The sequence below is a fragment of the Streptomyces sioyaensis genome, assembly GCF_004122735.1.
GTDB classification, from domain to species: Bacteria; Actinomycetota; Actinomycetes; order Streptomycetales; family Streptomycetaceae; genus Streptomyces; species Streptomyces sioyaensis.
On sequence record NZ_SDIF01000120.1, the window covers coordinates 1 to 20,236 of the forward strand.

At 71.1% G+C, this 20,236-nt stretch carries 17 protein-coding genes; 10 read left to right on the forward strand and 7 right to left on the reverse strand.

Annotation, left to right across the window (positions count from 1 at the left end):
- Positions 1-852: hypothetical protein (locus EST54_RS34300; RefSeq protein WP_244942633.1), on the forward strand; the 852-nt coding region annotated here is incomplete at its 5' end.
- Positions 853-879: 27 nt separating this feature from the next.
- On the opposite strand, the gene EST54_RS28170 is transcribed toward EST54_RS34300, so the two are convergent.
- The 3 genes from EST54_RS28170 to EST54_RS28180 form a co-directional block, all read right to left on the reverse strand.
- Complete coding sequence (locus EST54_RS28170) at positions 880-1,089, reverse strand: DUF5988 family protein (protein ID WP_040898588.1); 210 nt, start codon at positions 1,087-1,089, stop codon at positions 880-882.
- Positions 1,090-1,201: 112 nt separating this feature from the next.
- Positions 1,202-1,813, reverse strand: a complete 612-nt coding sequence (locus tag EST54_RS28175) for a Uma2 family endonuclease (RefSeq protein ID WP_129250538.1) — start codon at positions 1,811-1,813, stop codon at positions 1,202-1,204.
- Between the two features lie 90 nt (positions 1,814-1,903).
- The gene (locus EST54_RS28180) at positions 1,904-2,728 is read right to left on the reverse strand and encodes a hypothetical protein (RefSeq protein ID WP_129250539.1); all 825 of its coding nucleotides are present in this window, start codon (positions 2,726-2,728) and stop codon (positions 1,904-1,906) included.
- 226 nt (positions 2,729-2,954) lie between these two features.
- Here EST54_RS28180 and EST54_RS28185 point away from each other — a divergent pair, with 226 nt between their 5' ends.
- From EST54_RS28185 to EST54_RS28210, 7 genes are all read left to right on the forward strand, one after another.
- A complete protein-coding gene (locus EST54_RS28185; protein WP_129250540.1) occupies positions 2,955-4,457 on the forward strand; it encodes an aldehyde dehydrogenase family protein in 1,503 nt (500 codons plus the stop codon).
- 57 nt (positions 4,458-4,514) lie between these two features.
- Positions 4,515-6,065 carry a GMC family oxidoreductase gene (locus EST54_RS28190; RefSeq protein ID WP_129250541.1) on the forward strand — a complete coding sequence of 517 codons (1,551 nt, stop codon included), beginning with the start codon at positions 4,515-4,517 and terminating at the stop codon, positions 6,063-6,065.
- A complete protein-coding gene (locus EST54_RS28195; protein ID WP_129250542.1) occupies positions 6,065-7,198 on the forward strand; it encodes a quaternary amine ABC transporter ATP-binding protein in 1,134 nt (377 codons plus the stop codon). The genes EST54_RS28190 and EST54_RS28195 overlap by 1 nt, the downstream gene beginning before the upstream one ends.
- Positions 7,198-7,368: a hypothetical protein gene (locus tag EST54_RS34795; RefSeq protein ID WP_167511620.1), complete on the forward strand. Its 171-nt coding sequence runs from the start codon at positions 7,198-7,200 to the stop codon at positions 7,366-7,368. Before EST54_RS28195 ends, EST54_RS34795 begins: the two co-directional genes overlap by 1 nt.
- Positions 7,365-9,365, forward strand: coding sequence for an ABC transporter permease (locus tag EST54_RS28200; protein WP_129250543.1), 2,001 nt, complete (start codon positions 7,365-7,367; stop codon positions 9,363-9,365). The genes EST54_RS34795 and EST54_RS28200 overlap by 4 nt, the downstream gene beginning before the upstream one ends.
- A 2-nt stretch (positions 9,366-9,367) precedes the next feature.
- A complete protein-coding gene (locus EST54_RS28205; protein ID WP_129250544.1) occupies positions 9,368-10,360 on the forward strand; it encodes an ABC transporter substrate-binding protein in 993 nt (330 codons plus the stop codon).
- A gap of 179 nt (positions 10,361-10,539) precedes the next feature.
- Positions 10,540-10,761: a hypothetical protein gene (locus EST54_RS28210; protein ID WP_006603704.1), complete on the forward strand. Its 222-nt coding sequence runs from the start codon at positions 10,540-10,542 to the stop codon at positions 10,759-10,761.
- Between the two features lie 30 nt (positions 10,762-10,791).
- Here EST54_RS28210 and EST54_RS28215 read toward each other — a convergent pair whose 3' ends face one another.
- Genes EST54_RS28215 through EST54_RS28225 form a run of 3 tightly spaced genes read right to left on the reverse strand, consistent with a single transcriptional unit; the run spans position 10,792 to position 12,550 of the window.
- Entirely contained in the window at positions 10,792-11,544 is a 753-nt protein-coding gene (locus EST54_RS28215) for an isocitrate lyase/PEP mutase family protein (protein WP_129250545.1), read from the reverse strand.
- The gene (locus EST54_RS28220; RefSeq protein ID WP_129250546.1) at positions 11,541-11,990 is read right to left on the reverse strand and encodes a carboxymuconolactone decarboxylase family protein; all 450 of its coding nucleotides are present in this window, start codon (positions 11,988-11,990) and stop codon (positions 11,541-11,543) included. Before EST54_RS28220 ends, EST54_RS28215 begins: the two co-directional genes overlap by 4 nt.
- Positions 11,991-11,995: 5 nt before the next feature.
- Positions 11,996-12,550, reverse strand: coding sequence for a carboxymuconolactone decarboxylase family protein (locus tag EST54_RS28225; RefSeq protein WP_129250547.1), 555 nt, complete (start codon positions 12,548-12,550; stop codon positions 11,996-11,998).
- Positions 12,551-12,597: 47 nt separating this feature from the next.
- Here EST54_RS28225 and pdxR point away from each other — a divergent pair, with 47 nt between their 5' ends.
- Complete coding sequence (gene pdxR, locus EST54_RS28230; protein ID WP_129250548.1) at positions 12,598-14,010, forward strand: MocR-like pyridoxine biosynthesis transcription factor PdxR; 1,413 nt, start codon at positions 12,598-12,600, stop codon at positions 14,008-14,010.
- Between the two features lie 150 nt (positions 14,011-14,160).
- On the opposite strand, the gene EST54_RS28235 is transcribed toward pdxR, so the two are convergent.
- Complete coding sequence (locus tag EST54_RS28235; RefSeq protein ID WP_129250549.1) at positions 14,161-14,703, reverse strand: GNAT family N-acetyltransferase; 543 nt, start codon at positions 14,701-14,703, stop codon at positions 14,161-14,163.
- Between the two features lie 484 nt (positions 14,704-15,187).
- Between EST54_RS28235 and EST54_RS35695 the strand changes: the two genes are divergently transcribed.
- Positions 15,188-20,236: beta strand repeat-containing protein (locus tag EST54_RS35695; RefSeq protein ID WP_275543280.1), on the forward strand; the 5,049-nt coding region annotated here is incomplete at its 3' end.

Here is a 20,236-nt window from a genome sequence, read left to right on the forward strand (position 1 = left end):
GCCGCGGCCGGCGGCGGGGCCGAGGGGGCGGCAGACACCGCGCCTCCCGTCGACCCCGGCCCACGCACCTCGTACCCCTACCCGCACCCCAGCGCCTTACCGGATCCCGCCGCCCACGCCCACCCGTACGCCCCTGACCCGTACGCCCCCGACCCGTACCTCACCACTGCGTCCGGCGCCGACTACGTACCCGGTGCCCGGCGCCGCACGGGACTGGTCGCCGGGGCAGCGGTGGCCCTGATCGCGGTGGCCCTCGGCGGCGGCTATCTGCTCTGGGGCCACGGCGGGGATCCGGTCGACGCCCACCCGTCGGCCCGGGCCAAGGCGTCCGCCACGGGCGGCACGGCCACCGCGTCGCACACCGACGCCTCGGACGGCGTCGCGCCCGCCCCCACCCTCACCGACCTGCCCGACGGCTACCGCCTCGTCCACGACAAGAAGGGCTTCACCCTCGCGGTGCCCGGCACCTGGACGCGCAGCGAGCGCAAGACCGGGGTGTTCTACACCGCCCCGGACGACCGCGGACTGGTGCAGATCTTCGAGATCACCGATCCCGAGATCACCCCGCGCGAGGCGCTCCAGCAGGCGTCACAGGGGCTGTCCGGCAATCCCGGATACGAGGAGATAAGCCTGGAGCCGCTGGGCTTCCCGGGGCCGGGCATAGACGCCAACCAACTGGTCTACGCCTATGACAGCAAGCGTCTCGGGGTGCGGGTCAAGGTCGTCGACTGTGCCTTCACTGCCACCGACGGCCGCCAGTTCGCCGTACTCGTCCTGGGCCCCGAGGACGAGTGGCCACAGCAGGAGGGGACCCAGCAGATCGCGCTGCGGACGTTCGTTCCGCATGCCTGAGCGGTCCGCACGGCGTGCGGAACCCTGCTAGCCGGGCAGCTCCGTGCGCTCCCACCACTCGTAGACGGGCAGCGCCCCTTCGGTGGTGTCCTGCTGCCGGCCGGTGGCCCGGAAGTGCTCGTAACCGTTACGGAACGGGATCTTCAGCTCGGTCCCGGGAGGATCGATCGGCACGATCCGCTCGGGAAGCTCCTCGGGGCCGCCTTCGAGCACTGCTTTCGCCGCTGTGTCAGCCATGCCTGCATTGTCTTCCGGGCCGCCGGCCGTGGCCCCTTTGGTTCGGCAGCGCGGGTGACGGGCCGGCCGGGCGCCGGCGTGGCCGGGCGGCTCCGGGAGGGGCGAGGCATGGTCAGTCCGTGGGGAACTCTTCGGTGCGGACGGAGAAACCGGGGAACGCGTGGGTCAAATCGATCGGCTCCCCGTACTTGAGGGTGAGGTCGCTCTTGTAGTCATCGTCCTGCGGATGGGTGAAGACGCGACAACGGCCGAGGTAGGGGTCTGCGATCACGTACACCGGGATTCCGGCCGCGGCGTAGACCCGCTTCTTCGGGCCGTAATCATTTGCCGCGGTGCCTTTTGAGATGACTTCGGCGACGAACTCGACGTCCTGGTAGCGCCAGCGGCCCAGCTCGTTCTTCTCGGCGCCGTCGACCAACTTGGCAACGTCCGGGGCGAAGCCGTTCAACTCGCCGGGGAAATCGATCCGCACGTCCGACGTGACCGGGGTGTCCAGCCCGAATCGGTCCTCCAGCGCCCGCACGATCCTGCGGATGGTCTGCCAATGGACGTCACGCTGCGGTGCCATGAATACGGTCCCCCCGACGATCTCCAGCTTGTAGCCCTCGGGGACGGGCATCCGCTCCAGCCGCTTGAACAGCTCGTCCAAGCTCAGCTCATCGGGCTCTGCCATCTCGGTCCCGTCGGTCTCGATCGTTTCGGTCCGCTCAAGGCTGATGGTCATCGTGCCGCTCCTCCCCGCTGCCGCGTGGTACGGGCAGCCGCACGGTTCAACGATACGTATGTACGAACAGTCACGTACCGCACGCAAGGGTCATGCGCTCTGGGAGCTCTGGGACCCCTGCATCAACTCTTCCAGGGCCGAGATGTCCGCCGTGCGGCCCGGAGCCGGTGTCGTGGTGGAGACCGGGGTGCCGTAGTTGCTCATGAGGATCGTGGCGCTTTCGTGGTCGGCCTCGGCGGTGAGCTTGAGGGGGTAGTGCTTGCCCTCGATGGCCACGTAGAGGGTCTGGATCGCGCCGTCGGCCTTCTTGACGACGGGCAGCACGCGGGCGCCTTCGTGGGTGGTCGGCCGGCCCTTGGTGAGTGTGGGGGTCACGGAGGGTGACGGGGCGCCGGGCGGGGGCTGCTCCTCGTCGGGGCCCGCGGCCGACTTCTGGAACGCCTTGAGGTCGCAGGCCTCGGACAGGCCCCGCAGGAACGCGTCCCGGGTGGTGCCGTGCAGGTAGGTGTCCTTGTACTTCGCGGCGGCCTCGGCGCCCTTGCTGCCGGGCAGCTGGCTCTTCCAGAAGGCCGCGTCCGGTTTCATCCAGATCTGGTTCCCGCGTTTGACGAGCTCGACGCGGCCGAGCGAGCCCTTGCTGACGGCGCCGGTGCAGTTGCCGGCGCGGTCGAGGGTGAGGTCGAGTTGCGTGGGGTCGGCGCTGGTGCGGGTGCGCAGCCGCATGGACTGCGCGCCGACCAGCTGGTGGAGTGCCTCGTCGGAGATCTGCTGGGCCGACTTGTGCGCGAGGTCCCCCTCGCCGCCGTCGGAGTCGCCGGCCGCCGCGGCAAAACCCGTACCGGTGAGCCCCACGAGGAGGGCTGCACCGCAGGTCAGAGCGGCGGGGGCGGTGGCTGTGCGCCGTCTGCTGGTCATCTGACCACCTCCGGTCCCCAGGGGGACGAAGAGTCCTGGACATCGCCATGGACATACGGCTATTCAGGTTAGGTTCCAGGACATTACCCTGCACGTTGAGTGAGTCGGCTCACTTTCCATGAACGTTTGGGCATAGGTCCGGGGCTTCCGGGGAGGGGTCCTCGTTGCTGGTGACGCCAGTGGTTGCACCAGTGGGAACAATCGGTAACCGGAAGGCAGTAACGACGTGTCGTCAATCGCGACCATTCACGTAGACGGGGTGTGGCTCCCCGCCGCATCCGGCGAGACGCGGGAGGTCCTCGACCCCGCCGACGCGACGACGCTCCAGCTGGTGTCCGAGGGCGGTGCCCAGGACACCGACGCGGCCGTGGCTGCCGCCCGCCGGGCCTTCGACGAGGGTGACTGGCCCCGTACCGCGGTCGCCGAGCGCTCCGGGCTGCTGCGCCGGGTCGCCGATCTGCTCCAGCGCGACCGTGAGGTGATCGCCCTCATCGAGAGCCGCGACACCGGCAAGACGCTGGAGGAGGGCCGGGTCGACGTCGACGACGTCACCAACGCCTTCCGGTACTTCGCCGACGTGGTGATGAACGAGAGCGGCGGCCGGGTCGTCGACGCCGGTTCGCCCGATGTCCACAGCGTGGTCGTGCACGAGCCGGTCGGGGTCTGTGCCCTCATCACGCCCTGGAACTACCCGCTGCTCCAGGCCAGCTGGAAGATCGCGCCGGCCCTCGCGGCCGGCAACACTTTTGTGATCAAGCCCAGCGAGGTCACCCCGCTGTCGACGGTGCACCTGATCAAGCTGCTGGTCGAGGCCGGGCTGCCGGCCGGGGTCGCCAACATCGTCACCGGCGCGGGCCTGCCGGTCGGCCAGCGGCTGGCCGAGCACCCCGACGTCGACCTGTTCTCCTTCACCGGTGGCCTGGTCAGCGGGACGAAGGCGGGCGCGGCGGCGGTCTCCGGCGCCAAGAAGATCGCGCTGGAGCTGGGCGGCAAGAACCCGAATGTGGTGTTCGCGGACGCCTGCGCCACCGACGAGGGCTTCGACACCGCCGTCGACCAGGCGCTGAACGCGGCCTTCATCCACAGCGGGCAGGTCTGCTCGGCCGGCGCCCGGCTGATCATCGAGGAGTCGGTGCGCGACCGCTTCGTCGCCGAACTCGCCCGCCGCGCCGAGAAGATCAAGCTCGGCCGGGGCACCGAGGACGGCGTCGAGTGCGGCCCGCTGGTCTCCCAGCAGCAGCTCGACAAGGTCGAGGCCTACGTCGCCTCCGCGCTGGCCGAGGGTGCCCAGCTGCGCTGCGGCGGCGCCCGCCCCGAGCCGTCCGCCGTCCGCCCGGCCACCGGCTACTTCTACGCGCCGACCGTGCTCGACGGCTGCCACCGCGAGATGAAGGTCGTCCGTGAGGAGACCTTCGGCCCGATCCTGACGGTGGAGACCTTCGGCACCGAGGACGAGGCCGTCGCGCTCGCCAACGACACCGAGTACGGCCTGGCCGGTGCGGTCTTCTCGGGCGACACCGCGCGCGCCCGCCGGGTCGCCGCCCGGCTGCGGCACGGCACGGTCTGGATCAACGATTACCACCCCTACCTCCCGCAGGCGGAGTGGGGCGGCTTCGGCAAGTCCGGAATCGGACGGGAACTTGGTCCCACGGGTCTGGACGAGTACCGCGAGAGCAAGCACATTTACGAAAACCTCCGGCCGGAGCCGGTGCGCTGGTTCGCGGGCTGACCCCCGGGAATCACCTGGCAACACCCGCACCACGCACTTTGCAAGAAGGAGCACCCCATGCCTGTGTATGACTATGTCGTGGTCGGCGGTGGTACCGCCGGTTCCGTCATCGCCTCCCGCCTCACCGAGGATCCCGGCGTCACCGTCGCCGTCATCGAGGGCGGCCCCTCCGACCTCGACCGCGACGAGGTACTGACGCTGCGCCGCTGGCTCGGGCTGCTCGGTGGCGAGCTGGACTACGAGTACACGACCACCGAGCAGCCCCGCGGCAACTCGCACATCCTGCACAGCCGCGCCAAGGTCCTCGGCGGCTGCTCCTCCCACAACACCCTGATCTCCTTCAAGCCGCTGCCGTCCGACTGGGACGAGTGGGCGGCGGCGGGCGCGGCCGGCTGGGGCGCCAAGGAGATGGACCCGTACTTCGGCAAGCTGCGCAACAACATCGTGCGGGTGGCGAAGAAGGACCAGAACCAGATCGCCACGGACTGGATCGAGGCGACGAAGACCGCGCTCGGCGTCCCCGAGGTCGTCGGCTTCAACGACAAGCCCTTCGAGGAGGGCGTCGGCTTCTTCGACCTCTCCTACCACCCGGAGAACAACAAGCGCTCCTCCGCGTCCGTCGCCTACCTTCACCCGCACATGGAGGCCGGCGACCGCCCGAACCTCACGCTGATGCTGGAGACCTGGGCGCACAAGCTGGAGCTGGACGGCACCGCCGCCAAGGGCGTCCACGTCCGCACCAAGGACGGCGAAGAGGTCTACGTCGAGGCCGCGCGCGAGGTGCTGGTCTGCGCCGGCGCCGTCGACACCCCGCGGCTGCTGATGCACTCCGGCATCGGTCCGAAGAAGGACCTGGAGGCGCTGGGCATCGACTGCGTGCTCGACCTGCCGGGCGTCGGGGAGAACCTGCTCGACCACCCGGAGTCGGTGATCGTCTGGGAGACCGACGGGCCGATCCCGGACAACTCCGCGATGGACTCCGACGCGGGCCTGTTCGTCAAGCGGGACCCGGAGCACAAGGGCCCCGACCTGATGTTCCACTTCTACCAGATCCCGTTCACCGACAACCCCGAGCGGCTGGGCTACGAGCGCCCCGAGCACGGGGTCTCGATGACCCCCAACATCCCCAAGTCCCGCTCCCGCGGCCGTCTCTACCTCACCTCCGCCGACCCCGAGGTCAAGCCCGCGCTCGACTTCCGGTACTTCGAGCAGGACGAGAACGGGGTCGACTACGACGGCGACACCCTTGTCGACGGCATCAAGCTGGCCCGCAAGATCGCGCAGGCCGAGCCGTTCGCCAAGTGGCTCAAGCGGGAGGTCTTCCCCGGCCCCGACGTCACCGACGACGCGGAGATCAGCGAGCTGGTGCGCAAGGCGGCCCACACCGTCTACCACCCGGCCGGCACCTGCAAGATGGGCGCCGCCGATGACCAACTCGCCGTTGTCGACCCTGAGTTGAAGATCCGAGGGCTGTCCGGCATCCGTATCGCCGACGCCTCCGTCTTCCCGACGATGCCGGCCGTCAACCCGATGCTGGGCGTGCTCATGGTGGGGGAGAAGTGCGCCGACCTGCTCCATAAGGCTCCGACCCAAGGAGGTGATGCGTGATGGCTACCACCTCCGCCGGCGCATCCGAGATACCCAACGCCCGCACGCCCAAGGACGGTTCCGCCGCTCCGGAGTCCGACGGCCGTGAGGTCGTCTTCTCCGTCCGTCACCTCTGGAAGGTCTTCGGCCCCAAGGCCGACCGCATCCCCGAGGACTCCTCGGTCACCGACCTGAGCGCCCAGGAGCTGCGCGAGAAGACCGGCTGTGTGGCCGCCGTCCGGGACGTCTCCTTCGACGTCCACAAGGGCGAGGTCTTCGTCGTCATGGGGCTCTCCGGCTCCGGCAAGTCCACCCTCGTCCGGTGCCTGACCCGGCTGATCGAGCCGACCAGCGGCGAGCTGGAGATGGACGGCGAGGACGTCCGCGCCATGGACCGCACCGCGCTGCGCGAGCTGCGCCGCCGCCGGGCCGCCATGGTCTTCCAGCACTTCGGCCTGCTGCCGCACCGCAGCGTCGTCGACAACGTCGGCTACGGCCTGGAGATCCAGGGCGTCGGCAAGACGGAGCGCCGCAAGAAGGCCGGCGAGATCGTCGACAAGGTCGGCCTGGCCGGACTGGAGAAGCGCCGCCCCGGCCAGCTCTCCGGCGGTCAGCAGCAGCGCGTCGGCCTGGCCCGCGCGCTCGCCGTCGACCCCGAGGTGCTGCTCTTCGACGAGCCGTTCAGCGCGCTCGACCCGCTCATCCGCCGCGACATGCAGGAAGAGGTCGTCCGCCTGCACCGCGAGGAGGGCCGGACCATGGTCTTCATCACCCACGACCTCGCCGAGGCGCTGCGGGTCGGTGACCGGATCGCCCTGATGCGCGACGGGCAGATCGTCCAGCTCGGCACCCCCGAGGAGATCGTCGGCTCCCCGGCCGACGACTACGTCCGCGACTTCGTCCGGGACGTCCCGCGCGAGCAGGTCCTCACCGTGCGCCGCGCGATGCGCCCCGTCGAGGACGGCGAGGCCGACCAGGGCCCCGCGCTGGGCCCCGACACCCTGATCTCCGACGCCATCGAGGCGGTCGCCCGCTCCGGCGGCGCGGTCCGCATCGTCGACGACGGCCGCTGCGTGGGCATCGTCGACCACGCCTGTCTGCTGAACGTGGTCGCGCGGGTCGACGGTCCGCAGCACGGTGAGGTGGCAGCCTGATGTACGCCGCCACCACCCGCGGCGGCGCCCTGCGCGCCGTCGGCTCCAGAGCTCCCGCGGCCACCCCGCGGGCCCGGCTGCGCGCCACCCTGCTGCGCCACTGGCGCGAGGCCCAGCGCTGCGCGGCCCTGAACGTCCCGGCCGGCACCGTGAAGCGGGGGCGGGCATGAGCAACGTATCCGCACCCCCGGTTTCCGCGCGCGGCACCCTGGGCGTCGACACCCCCAAGGGTCCGGCCCAGGCCCTGCTGCAGCGCCGTGGCCTCGCCAAGCTCCTGCTGCTCGCCGTCGCCGCGGCCGTCCTCGTCCCGCTGCTGGCCGCCAAGTACGGCGCCGCCTGGCCGCACGCGCTGACCGTCGACGTCTCCGGGCCGCTCGGCAAGACCAGCGACTGGATCATCAACAACCGTGACAGCCACTGGCTGTTCGTCTACTTCCTCGGTCACCTCAGCAACGCCGTGGTGATCTCCGTCCGCGCCGTCTACCTGCTGCTGCTCGCGCTCGGCTGGACGGGTGTGACGATCGGCATGACGCTGCTCGCCTGGCGCGTGGCCGGTCTCCGCATCGCGGCAACGGCGCTGATCTCCTTCCTGGTCAGCGGCCTGCTGGGGATGTGGGTCCCGACCATGCAGACGCTCGCCCTGATGGTCGTGGCGGTGGCCGTCTCGGTCGTCGTCGGCGCGCTGCTGGGCCTGGCCGCCGGCCTGTCCGAGCGGCTGTTCCGGATCCTGCGCCCGGTGCTGGACACCATGCAGGTGCTGCCCGCCTTCGCCTACCTCCTGCCCGTGGTGCTGGTCTTCGGCATCGGCGTCCCCGCCGCGCTGCTGGCCACCGTCATCTACGCGGCCCCGCCGATGGCCCGGCTGACCGCGCTCGGTCTGCGCGGCGCCGACCCCAACGTCCTGGAAGCCGTCTCCTCGCTCGGCGCCACCGGCCGGCAGCGGCTGGTGACCGCCCGCCTCCCGCTGGCCCGCAAGGAGCTGCTGCTCGGCGTCAACCAAACGATCATGATGGCGCTGTCCATGGTCGTCATCGCCTCGATGATCGGCGCGGCCGGTCTCGGTGACCGCGTCTACCAGGCACTCGCCTCGGTCGACGTCGGCGCCGCGCTCGCCGCCGCCATCCCGATCGTGCTGCTGGCCATCGTCATGGACCGCACCACCGCGGCGGCCGGCGAACGGCTCGGCGCGGACGCCCCCGCCACCGGCCCGGCGTGGCTGCGCGGCTGGCTGCCCTGGGCAGGCGTCGCCGTGGTCACCGCCGTCTTCGCCGGTCTCGGCCGGATGAGCGGCTCGCTGGTCTGGCCGGACGCCTGGGCGCTGGACATCGCCCACCCGGTCAACCACTTCAAGGAGTGGATGGTCGACCACCTCTACTCCGGCGTTCCCGTCATCGGCGGCACCGCCGACTGGGCCGCGCACTTCACCAACTGGGTGCTCAACCCGCTGCGGGACGGCCTGACCGCGCTGCCCTGGTACGGCACGCTGCTCATCGTCGCCGCGCTGGCCTGGCTCATCGGCACCTGGCGCACCGCCGTGACCGCCGTCCTCGCGATGGCCGCGATCGGTGTGCTGGGCGTGTGGAAGCCGTCCATGAACACCCTCTCCCAGGTGCTCGCCGCCCTGGTCGTGACCCTGGTGCTGGGCTTCGGCATCGGCATCCTCGCGGCCGGCAGCAAGCGGCTGGAGTCGGTGCTGCGTCCGGTCCTGGACGTCATGCAGACCATGCCGCAGTTCGTCTACCTCATCCCGGTGGTCGCGCTGTTCGCCGTGGGCCGCGCCCCGGCCGTCGCCGCGGCCGTGGTCTACGCACTGCCCGCCGTCATCCGCATCACCACCCAGGGCCTGCGCCAGGTCGACCCGGCGGCCGTGGAATCGGCCCGTTCGCTGGGCGCCACCCGCTGGCAGATGCTGCGCCAGGTCCAGCTCCCGCTGGCCCGGCCCGCCCTGCTGCTGGCGGTCAACCAGGGCGTGGTCCTCGTCCTCGCCGTCGTCATCATCGGCGGTCTGGTCGGCGGCGGTGCCCTCGGCTACGACGTCGTCACCGGCCTCGCCACCGGCGACCTGGGCCTCGGCCTGGTCGCGGGTGTGGCGATCGTGTGCCTGGGCCTGATGCTCGACCGGGTCACCCAACCCACGGAACGCCGCACGACGGGGAAGGGAGCCTGACCATGTCCCGTAAGCGCACCATGATCATCGGGACGGCCGCGCTGGCCGGCACGGCGGTCCTCTCCCTCTCCCTGTCGGCCTGCGGCAAGGCCGACATGACCAAGCAGACCTCGCCGTTCGCCGCGGCCAAGGGCTCCAAGTCGGTCACCCTGTCCGTACAGACCTGGGTCGGCGCACAGTCCAACGTCGCGGTGGCGAAGTACCTGCTCGAACACGAGCTGGGCTACCACGTCGACACCGTCCAGGTGGACGAGATCCCCGCCTGGGACGCCCTCAGCCAGGGCCGGGTCGACGCGATCCTGGAGGACTGGGGCCACCCGGACCAGGAAAAGCGGTACGTCAAGGACAAGAAGACGATCACGGCGGCCGGCGGCAACGGTGTCACCGGCCACATCGGCTGGTACGTCCCCAAGTACTGGGCCGACAAGCACCCCGAGGTCACCGACTGGAAGAACCTCAACAAGTTCGCCGATCAGCTCCGCACCTCGGAGAGCGGCAGCAAGGGCCAGCTGATGGACGGTTCGCCGTCCTACGTCACCAACGACAAGGCGCTGGTGAAGAACCTCAAGCTCAACTATGAGGTCGTCTTCGCGGGCTCCGAGGCGGCGCAGATCACCCAGATCCAGCAGTTCGCCAAGGAGAAGAAGCCCTTCCTGACGTACTGGTACGAGCCGCAGTGGCTCTTCAACCAGGTGCCGATGGTGGAGGTCAAGCTCCCCAAGTACACCGACGCCTGCGCGGAGAAGGGCACTAAGGACCCCACGTCCATCGACTGCGCCTATCCGACCACCCCGCTCCAGAAGTTCTTCAACACCGAGTTCGCCAAGAAGGGCGGCAGCGCCGCGGCCTTCCTGAAGAACTTCCAGTGGACGAAGGACGACCAGAACGAGGTCTCCGAGAACATCGCCTCCAAGGGGCTGACCGCCGACGAGGCGGCCAAGCAATGGGTGAACAAGCACCCGGAGGTCTGGAAGAAGTGGCTCCCCAAGAAGTAGTACGGGGAGAGCATCGGGCCGCGGGCGGTCGCACCATGGGTGCGGCCGCCCGCGGCCGCGTTGGGGGCGTCCCCGCCCGCCGCGCTGCCCTCGCTCGTTCGGGTGACGGCCACGTGTTGCGGCACCGCGCCCCCACGGGCGCAGCACGCTGGGGAACCGTCGCCGAGGGAAGGCCCCCCATGCCGCTGCCGCCGAAGTGCCCCACCACCGACTGCCATGACTGGCTGTGGAAGGACACCGCCACCACCGACACCGACTGGGACAACTGGCGCTGGTGGTGCTGCCGTTGCGACAAGAAGTGGTACCCGACGGCGGAACAGCTCGCGGAGTTCCGCCACGGGGCGTCGGCCGGGGCGCCGCACTCCGCGTACCGGGACCCAAGGGCCGGGGCGGGCCGGTAGCCGGACCCCCGGCCCAAGCCCGGCCACGTCTTACGTCCGGTCCGTCCGCGCGCGGCCCGTCGTTTCCGCCCGCAGCTCCTCAGCCATCTCCCGCACCGCCGCCATCGCCCTCCACTGGAGCCCCGGCCCGAAGGTGACCCGGGCGGCACCGAGGGCGCCGAGTTCGCGGGGGGCGGGGCCGTCCGGCATGACCACGGCGTTGACGGGGAGGCCGATGGCGGTGGCCAGGCGGGCCAGTTGGGCGGGTGGGGCGGCGAAGGGGTAGACGCAGTCGGCGCCCGCCTCGGCGTACAGGCGGCCGCGACGGATCGTCTCGTCCGCGTCCGGGACACCCCGTAGATACGTGTCGATGCGGGCGTTGATGACCAGGGCGTCGCCCGCCTCGGCCCGTACCTGCGCCAGCCAGTCCGCCTGTTCCTGCGGGTCGCGGAGGGTGCCGGTGGCATGGTCGGTGTCCTCCAGGTTGCAGCCGACCGCTCCGGCGTCCGCGAGCCGGCCGACCAACTCCCGGGCGGACAGGCCGTATCCGGCCTCCACGTCCGCCGAGACCGGGACGTCCACCGCCCGTACGATCCGGGTGATGGCCGCGAACATCTCGTCGGCCGGGGTCTGCCCGTCCTCGTAGCCGAGGCTGGCGGCGACGCCGGCGCTGGGGGTGGCCAGCGCGGGGAAGCCCGCATCGGCGAAGACCCGGGCGCTGGCGGCGTCCCACGGGCCGGGCAGGACCAGCGGATCGCCCGGCTTCCGGTCGTGGTGCAGCTCCCGCAGCGTGGTGGCGCTCATAGCTCTTCTCCCGGAGGCTGGCGGACGGTGACGTTGACGCGGTTCCAGTTGTTGATGGCGACGATCACCGCGATCAGGTGGGCGAGTTCGGTCTCGTCGAAGTGGGCGGCCGCCTGTGCGTAGACCTCGTCGAGGACGAAGCCGTCGGTGAGGACGGTGATCGCCTCGGTGAGGGCGAGGGCGGCCCGCTCGCGCGCGGTGTAGAGGACGCCGGACTCCTCCCATGCGGGCAGCAGATCGATCCGCCGCGGGTCGACCCCCGACTCCCGCAGGTTCTTCACGTGCATGTCGATGCAGAACGCACACCGGTTGAGCTGTGAGGCGCGCAGCACGACCAGTTCGGCCAGTACCGGATCCCCCAGCCCCTCCTTGGCGGCCGTGGTCAGCCGGAGCTGGGCCCGGCCGAACGCGGACATCTGGCTCCAGAACTTCATGCGCTGGGTCATCGCGGTCACGCCTTCCCCGGCGTCGTGCGGGTGCTCACACCGAACCGGTTCCACGCGTTGATGGTGGTGATCAGGGCGATCAGGTGGGCGAGTTCGGTCTCGTCGAAGTGGGCTGCCGCCTGCGCGTAGACCTCGTCGGGGACGAAGCCGTCGGTGAGGACGGTGATCGCCTCGGTGAGCGCGAGCGCCGCCCGCTCCTTCGGGGTGTAGAGGTCCGGCGCCTCCGCCCAGGCGAGGAGGAGGTGCAGCCGCTCCTCGCGCTCGCCGGCCTTGCGGGCGTCGGTGAGGTGCATATCGAGGCAGAACGCGCACTTGTTGAGCTGTGAGGCGCGGATCTTGACCAGCTCGGCCAGGGCCGGGTCGACGTCCTTCCTGGCCGCCGCGTCCAGCGCGATCATGGCTCGGTAGACCTCGGGGGCACGCTGCACCCAGCGCAACTGGGGCCCGTGGTCGTGCGCCGGAGCGGTGCCGGAGGCGCCGGCCGTCGGTGTCGTGTCGGAGGCGCCGGGCGCCGGTGTCGTCGGTGCCGTTGGCGTGGTTGGCGTCGTTGGCGTCGTCATGCCTGTGACGCTACGGCGGCAATGGCACAGCTGTATGGTCCACTTCCATGGGGGATTCCTGGGCCACTTTCGGTCGTGATCTGCATCTGGACCTCGGCGGTCCCGGCGGCCTGCGGGCCGCCCTGCTGCGCGCGCTGCGCGAAGCCGTGCGGTCCGGGCGGCTGGCCCCCGGCACCCGGCTGCCGTCCTCCCGCTCCCTCTCCGCCGACCTCGGCATCGCCCGTAACACCGTCGCCGACGCCTACGCCGAGCTGGTCGCGGAGGGCTGGCTCAGCGCCCGCCAGGGCTCCGGCACCCGGGTCGCCGCAAGGGCGCTGCCGCGTACCGCGCCCACCGCCCGCCGCGCCCCCGGCCCCGCGCACCGCGCCGGCCGGCCGCGCTTCGACCTCACCGCCGGCACCCCCGACGTCGCGGCCTTCCCCCGCACCGCCTGGCTCGCCGCCGCCCGCCGCGCGCTGACCGCCGCGCCCAGCGAGGCCTTCGGCTACGGCACCTCGTCCGGATGCCCCGAACTGCGCGCCGTCCTCGCCGACTACCTGGCCCGCGCCCGCGGCGTCCGCACCGACCCCGACCACATCGTGATCTGTACCGGTTTCATGCAGGGGCTGGCCCTGCTCGGCCGCACGCTGGGCGCCGGCCGGCTGGCCACCGAGTCGTACGGCCTCGGCTTCCACCGCGAGGTGATCGCACGCGCCGGTCTGCGCACCGTGCCCCTCGGCGTCGATGAACACGGCGCCCGTACCGAGGATCTGTCCGCCCTCGACGACCTGCGGGCCGCCCTCCTCACCCCCGCCCACCAGTTCCCCACCGGCGTTCCGCTGCACCCCGACCGCCGTGCCGCCGCCGTCAACTGGGCGCGCGCCACCGGTGGTTACATCCTGGAGGACGACTACGACGGGGAGTTCCGCTACGACCGCCAGCCGGTCGGCGCGCTCCAGGGGCTGGACCCCGACCACGTCGTCTACCTGGGCACCGCGAGCAAGAGTCTGGCCCCCGCACTGCGGCTGGCCTGGATGGTGCTGCCGGACCGCCTCGTCGATCCGCTGCTCGCCGTCAAACGCACCGGCGAATGGCAGTCCGGGCAGCTGGAGCAGCTCACCCTCGCCGAGTTCATCTCCTCGGGCGCCTACGACCGGCATCTGCGCGGGATGCGGCTGCGCTACCGGCGGCGCCGCGACCAACTGGTCGCGGCGCTGGCCGAGCGGGCACCCCAGGTGCGGATCTCAGGCATCGCCGCCGGGCTCCACGCCGTACTGGAACTCCCGCCCGGTACCGAGCAGTCCATCGTCCAGGCCGCCCGCTGGCAGGGCCTCGCCGTGGAAGGCCTCAGCAGCTTCCATGACCCGGCCGCTGCGTCACCGCCCCGCGACGCCCTGGTCGTCGCCTACGGCACCCCGCCCGACCACTCCTTCACGGGCGTCCTGGACGCCCTGATCAGGGTGCTGCCGATGGGGGAGTGACGGACGAGCGGGCATGCGCCTGGCGCCCTGTTGCTGGACGGCCGCGCGCCTGCGCCCCCTCCTGCCTCCCTGCGGGACGACCGCGCGCCGGCGCCCGCTGCCGGGGAGCGGCCCCACAGCCCCGCAACCCCGCAGCCCCACGGCCCCCCGCTACAACTCCCGGACGAACGACACCCGGTCCAGCCCCGGCCCGTCGTAATCCGTCTGCACCGGCACCCCGTCGTCGTCCCGGTCGCCCGGCTCCAGACGGAAGCCCATGCGGGCGTGGTACGCGAGGGAGTCGCGGTTGTTGGGGCTGGTGATGCAGCGGACCTGACTGCGGCCGGCCTCCCCGGCCAGCGCGAAGAACCGCTCGTAGAGCGCCCTGCCGACGCCGTCCCGTTTGCCGTCCGGGCACACGCCCACGAAGTGGATGTATGCGGTCCGCGGATCCGTCTGGGACAGAAAGCCGATCAGGAACGCGTGCAGGGCCCGGTCCGGGCGCTCGACGAGAAAGCTGGTGCCGGCGAAGTGCTGCAGAAACAGCCGCGGTACCAGCAACTGCCGCTGCAGCGCGCCCGCTTCACCGCCCAGCCCGCCCCACCAGTCGGCCAGCGCCTCCTGCAGGCGCGGATGGTCCGACGGCCGGGGACGGCGCAGCGTCAGATCGCCCCGTATCGCGCCGGGCGAGGGCACCGGAGTGCTGTCGGTCATGGCGTCACCCTTCCCACCGTGGGCCGGCCCTCGTGGCCGGCTCCAGGGGACCACTGGGCCGGCGACGGTCCGGCAACGGCCCGGGCGGGCCCCGGCAACGCAATGTACCGACCGTATGTGCCCCCGTATCTTCCCCGAATCTGCCCCCGTGTGTGCCCCCGTGTGTGCCCCCAGCGCCGGTCCGCGCAATCCGTACGCCTGCGGAGTGCGCCTCGCGTGGCCCAGGTCCGCCGAGCGCTGCGCCATCCGGAGGGAACACGGGGGCGACTATGGCGCGTACGGGTGAAGAGCGCGCCTACTGGTGCCACCGGACGGTGGGTTGCTCACCTGTAGGGGGGACACGGTACGCCGCAGGCCCGGCACCGCCGGCTGCCCTCACCGCCCCCACCCTCTTACAGGAAGTTGTCGTCTCTCCGCGGCCCTTCGGGCTCGGACGGGGCGCACGGCCCGCTGCCCTCCACACAACCATTGAAGGGCCGCAACCATGGCATTGACCTTCACGTTGGCGTCCGCATCCCCGAATCCGGCGGTGTTCGGCCAGCCCGTGACCTTAACCGCAACTGTTATCCCCCTCGGGCTGGGCACACCCACCGGCACCGTCACCTTCTTCGTCTCCGGCGGGCCTACCGTGACGGCGCCGCTGGTCGGCGGCACCGCGACCGCTACCGTCAACAACGTCAATGTCGGTTTCCACACCATCACGGCGCAGTACAACGGCAGTTTCAACTTCTCCCCGTCCAGCGGTCTGGCCTCGCTGACCGTGGTGCAGGCGTCCACGACCACGACGGTCACCTCGTCCCCCGATCCCTCGAACTTCGGCCAGCCGGTCACCCTCACCGCCCATGTCGCGCCGGTCGCGCCGGGCGGAGGCACCCCCACCGGCACGGTCACCTTCGTCATCGGAGGCGGCGGGGGCGGCACCGTGACGGCACCCCTCGTCGGCGGCAACGCCACCGTCACCACCAGCACCCTCAGCGTCGGCACCCACCCCATCACCGCCACGTACAACGGCAGTGCCAACTACGCGGCGTCCTCCGGGACCGACACCCAGACCGTGCAGGGCCTGGCGCCGACGACCACGACGGTCACGTCCTCGCCCGACCCTTCGGTGTTCGGCCAGTCGGTCACCCTCACCGCCACGGTCACCTCGGTGCCCGGCCCCACCCCGACCGGCACGGTGACCTTCGTCGTCTCCGGTGGTCCGACGCTGACCGCGCCGCTTGTCGGCGGTACGGCGAGCGTGTCCACCAGCAGCCTCAGCGTCGGCTCCCACACGATCACCGCCACCTACAGCGGTGACGGCAGCCACAGCGGCTCCACCGGCACCGACACCCAACTCGTCAACAAGGCCTCGACGACCACGACGGTCACCTCGTCCCCCGACCCCTCGACCTCCGGGCAGCCGGTGACGATCACGGCCACGGTCGCGCCGGTCCCACCCGGTGCGGGCACGCCGACCGGCACGGTCACCTTCGTCATCGCCGGAGGCCCGACGCTGACGGCACCGCTCGTCGGCGGTACGGCGAGCGTGACCGTCAGCAGCCTCAGCGTCGGCTCACACGCGATCACCGCCACCTACAGCGGTGACGGCAACTTCAACGGCTCCACCGGCACCGATTCCCAGACCGTGGGCCAGTCGGCGACGACCACGACGGTCACCTCGTCCCCCGACCCCTCCACCTTCGGCCAGCCGGTGACGTTCACCGCCACGGTCGCGCCGGTGTCCCCGGGCGCGGGCACGCCGACCGGCACGGTCACCTTCGTCATCAGCGGGACCGGGGGCGGCACCCTGACGGGAACGCTCGTGGGCGGTACGGCGACCGTCACGACCAGCTCACTCGGCGCCGGCACCCACACCGTCACGGCAACCTACGGCGGCGACGCCAACTTCACCGGTTCCAGCGGCACCGACACCCAGACCGTGAACCAGTCGGCGACGACCACGACGGTCACCTCGTCCCCCGACCCCTCCACCTTCGGCCAGCCGGTGACGTTCACCGCCACCGTCGCGCCGGTGTCCCCGGGCGCGGGCACGCCGACCGGCACCGTCACCTTCGTCATCAGCGGCGGCGGGGGCGGCACCCTGACCGGGACCCTCTCCGGCGGCACGGCGACCGTCACGACCAGCTCCCTGACCGCCGGCAGCCACACCGTCACCGCGACCTACGGCGGCGACGCGAACTTCACCGGTTCCAGCGGCACCGACACCCAGACCGTGAACCAGTCGGCGACGACGACCACGGTCACCTCTTTCCCCGACCCCTCCGTGACCGGCCAGTCGGTCACCTTCACCGCTTTTGTCGGGCCGGTGGCCCCCGGCGGCGGTGTCCCGACCGGCACCGTCGCGTTCAACATCACCAACGGGGTCACCACGGTGAACCTCACCGGGACCCTGGACGGCGCCGGCGTCGCGGCCGTCAGCACCAACGGGCTGGTGACCGCGGGCGTCTACACCGTCACCGCGACCTACGCCGGTGACGCCAACTTCACCGGCTCCAGCGACACCGACACCCAGACGGTCGCCCCGGCAGCGACCACCACGTCGGTCTCCTCGTCCCCGGACCCGTCCGTGGTCGGGCAGTCGGTGACCTTCACGGCCACGGTCACCCCGGTGTCTCCGGGCGCGGGCACCCCGACCGGCACGGTCACCTTCGTCATCAGCGGCGGTCCGACGCTGACCGGCACCCTGTCCGGCGGTACGGCGACCGTCAGCACCAGCGCCCTCACCGCCGGAGTGCACACCGTCACGGCGACCTACGGCGGTGACGGCAACTTCACGGGTTCGGTCGGCACGGACACCCAGACCGTGGGTCAGGCGTCGACGACCACTGTGGTGAGCACGTCTCCGGACCCGTCGGTCTTCGGGCAGCCGGTGACGTTGACGGCCACGGTGGCGCCGGTGTCTCCCGGTGCGGGGACGCCGACCGGCACGGTGACGTTCGTGGTGACGGGTGGTCCGACGCTGACGGCGACGCTTTCGGGCGGTACGGCGAGCGTCAGCACGAGCGCCATCCCGGTCGGTACGCACACTGTCACCGCGACGTACAGCGGTGACGCCAACTTCACCGGCTCCAGCGGCTCGGACACCCAGACGGTGACGCAGGCCGCGACGACCACCTCGGTCTCCTCGTCCCCGGACCCGTCCGTGGTCGGGCAGACGGTGACCTTCACGGCCACGGTCGCCCCGGTGTCTCCGGGCGCGGGCACCCCGACCGGCACGGTCACCTTCCTCGTGACCAACGGTGTGACGACGGTGAGCCTGACCGGGACGCTGAGCGGCGGCACGGTCAGTGTCAGCACCAACGGATTGGTGACGGCCGGAAGTTACTCCGTCACGGCGACCTACGGCGGTGACGGCAACTTCACGGGTTCGGTCGGCACGGACACCCAGACCGTGGGTCAGGCGTCGACGACCACTGTGGTGAGCACGTCTCCGGACCCGTCGGTCTTCGGGCAGCCGGTGACGTTGACGGCCACGGTGGCGCCGGTCTCTCCCGGTGCGGGTACGCCGACCGGCACGGTGACGTTCGTGGTGACGGGTGGTCCGACGCTGACGGCGACGCTTTCGGGCGGTACGGCGAGCGTCAGCACGAGCGCCATCCCCGTCGGTACGCACACCGTCACCGCGACCTACGGCGGCGACGGGAACTTCACCGGCTCCAGCGGCTCGGACACCCAGACGGTGGCCCCGGCCTTGACGACCACGTCGGTCTCCTCGACTCCGGATCCGTCCGTGGTCGGGCAGACGGTGACCTTCACCGCGACCGTGGCGCCGGTGTCGCCGGGGGCGGGGACGCCGACCGGTACGGTCACCTTCCTCGTGACCAACGGTGTGACGACGGTGAGCCTGACCGGGACGCTGAGTGGCGGCACGGTCAGTGTCAGCACCAACGGCCTGGTGACGGCCGGGGTTTACACCGTCACCGCGACGTACGGCGGCGATGGCAACTTCATCGGTTCCGTCGGCTCGGACACCCAGACGGTGGCCCCGGCCTCGACGACCACGGTGGTCAGCTCGTCTCCGGATCCGTCCGTGGTCGGGCAGACGGTGACCTTCACCGCGACCGTCGCCCCGGTGCTCCCGGGTGCGGGGACGCCGACCGGTACGGTCACCTTCCTCGTCACCAACGGTGTGACGACGGTGAGCCTGACCGGGACGCTGAGTGGCGGCACCGTCAGCGTCAGCACCAACGGGCTGGTGACGGCCGGGGTTTACTCCGTTACGGCGACGTACGGCGGCGACGCGAACTTCACCGGTTCCGTCGGCTCGGACACCCAGACGGTGGCCCCGGCCTTGACGACCACGTCGGTCTCCTCGACTCCGGACCCGTCCGTGGTCGGGCAGACGGTGACCTTCACGGCTACGGTCGCTCCGGTGTCGCCGGGTGCGGGGACGCCGACCGGTACGGTCACCTTCCTCGTGACCAACGGTGTGACGACGGTGAGCCTGGTCGGGACGCTGAGTGGCGGCACGGTCAGTGTCAGCACCAACGGCCTGGTGACGGCCGGGGTTTACACCGTCACCGCGACGTACGGCGGCGATGGCAACTTCATCGGTTCCGTCGGCGCGGACACCCAGACCGTGGGCTTGTCGGCGACGACCACGACGGTCTCCACTTCTCCCGACCCGTCGGTGTTCGGTGAGTCGGTGACGTTGACGGCCACGGTCGCCCCGGTGTCTCCGGGCGCGGGTACGCCGACCGGCACGGTGACGTTCGTGGTGACGGGTGGTCCGACGCTGACGGCGACACTTTCGGGCGGTACGGCCAGTGTCAGCACGACTGCCATCCCGGTGGGCACCAGTACCGTCACGGCGACGTACGCCGGTGACGGGAACTTCACCGGCTCCAGTGGCTCGGACACGCAGACGGTGACGCCGGCCGCGACGACCACGTCGGTCTCCTCGACTCCGGACCCGTCCGTGGTCGGGCAGACGGTGACGTTCACGGCCACCGTGACGCCGGTGTCGCCGGGTGCGGGCACTCCCACGGGGACGGTCACGTTCGTCGCCACCGACGGTGTGACGACGGTGAGCCTGACCGGCACGCTCAGTGGCGGGACGGTGAGTGTCAGCACCAATGGGCTGGTGACCGCCGGGACTTACAACGTCACGGCGACGTACAGCGGTGACGGGAACTTCACCGGCTCCAGTGGTACGGACACGCAGACGGTGACGCAGGCGGCGACGACTACTGCGGTGACGACGTCTCCGGACCCGTCCGTGGTCGGGCAGACGGTGACGTTCAGCGCCACGGTCTCTCCGGTCTCTCCAGGTGCGGGGACGCCGACCGGCACGGTGACGTTCGTCGCCACCGACGGTGTGACGACGGTGAGCCTGACCGGCACGCTCAGTGGCGGGACGGTGAGTGTCAGCACCAATGGGCTGGTGACCGCCGGGACTTACAACGTCACGGCGACCTACAGCGGTGACGGCAACTTCACCGGCTCCAGTGGTACGGACACGCAGACGGTGACGCAGGCGGCGACGACTACTGCGGTGACGACGTCTCCGGACCCGTCCGTGGTCGGGCAG

Excerpts from the sequence above, each read along its gene's own strand:
- EST54_RS28195 (WP_129250542.1), top strand. The coding sequence starts at position 6,065 with ATGGCTACCACCTCCGCCGGCGCATCCGAGATACCCAACGCCCGCACG.
- EST54_RS28170 (WP_040898588.1), bottom strand. The coding sequence starts at position 1,089 with ATGGCTGACACAGCGGCGAAAGCAGTGCTCGAAGGCGGCCCCGAGGAG.
- EST54_RS28205 (WP_129250544.1), top strand. The coding sequence starts at position 9,368 with ATGTCCCGTAAGCGCACCATGATCATCGGGACGGCCGCGCTGGCCGGC.
- EST54_RS28225 (WP_129250547.1), bottom strand. The coding sequence starts at position 12,550 with ATGACGACGCCAACGACGCCAACCACGCCAACGGCACCGACGACACCG.
- EST54_RS28210 (WP_006603704.1), top strand. The coding sequence starts at position 10,540 with ATGCCGCTGCCGCCGAAGTGCCCCACCACCGACTGCCATGACTGGCTG.
- EST54_RS28180 (WP_129250539.1), bottom strand. The coding sequence starts at position 2,728 with ATGACCAGCAGACGGCGCACAGCCACCGCCCCCGCCGCTCTGACCTGC.
- EST54_RS28235 (WP_129250549.1), bottom strand. The coding sequence starts at position 14,703 with ATGACCGACAGCACTCCGGTGCCCTCGCCCGGCGCGATACGGGGCGAT.
- EST54_RS28200 (WP_129250543.1), top strand. The coding sequence starts at position 7,365 with ATGAGCAACGTATCCGCACCCCCGGTTTCCGCGCGCGGCACCCTGGGC.
- EST54_RS28215 (WP_129250545.1), bottom strand. The coding sequence starts at position 11,544 with ATGAGCGCCACCACGCTGCGGGAGCTGCACCACGACCGGAAGCCGGGC.
- EST54_RS34795 (WP_167511620.1), top strand. The coding sequence starts at position 7,198 with ATGTACGCCGCCACCACCCGCGGCGGCGCCCTGCGCGCCGTCGGCTCC.
- EST54_RS28175 (WP_129250538.1), bottom strand. The coding sequence starts at position 1,813 with ATGACCATCAGCCTTGAGCGGACCGAAACGATCGAGACCGACGGGACC.
- EST54_RS28190 (WP_129250541.1), top strand. The coding sequence starts at position 4,515 with ATGCCTGTGTATGACTATGTCGTGGTCGGCGGTGGTACCGCCGGTTCC.
- pdxR (WP_129250548.1), top strand. The coding sequence starts at position 12,598 with ATGGGGGATTCCTGGGCCACTTTCGGTCGTGATCTGCATCTGGACCTC.
- EST54_RS28220 (WP_129250546.1), bottom strand. The coding sequence starts at position 11,990 with ATGACCCAGCGCATGAAGTTCTGGAGCCAGATGTCCGCGTTCGGCCGG.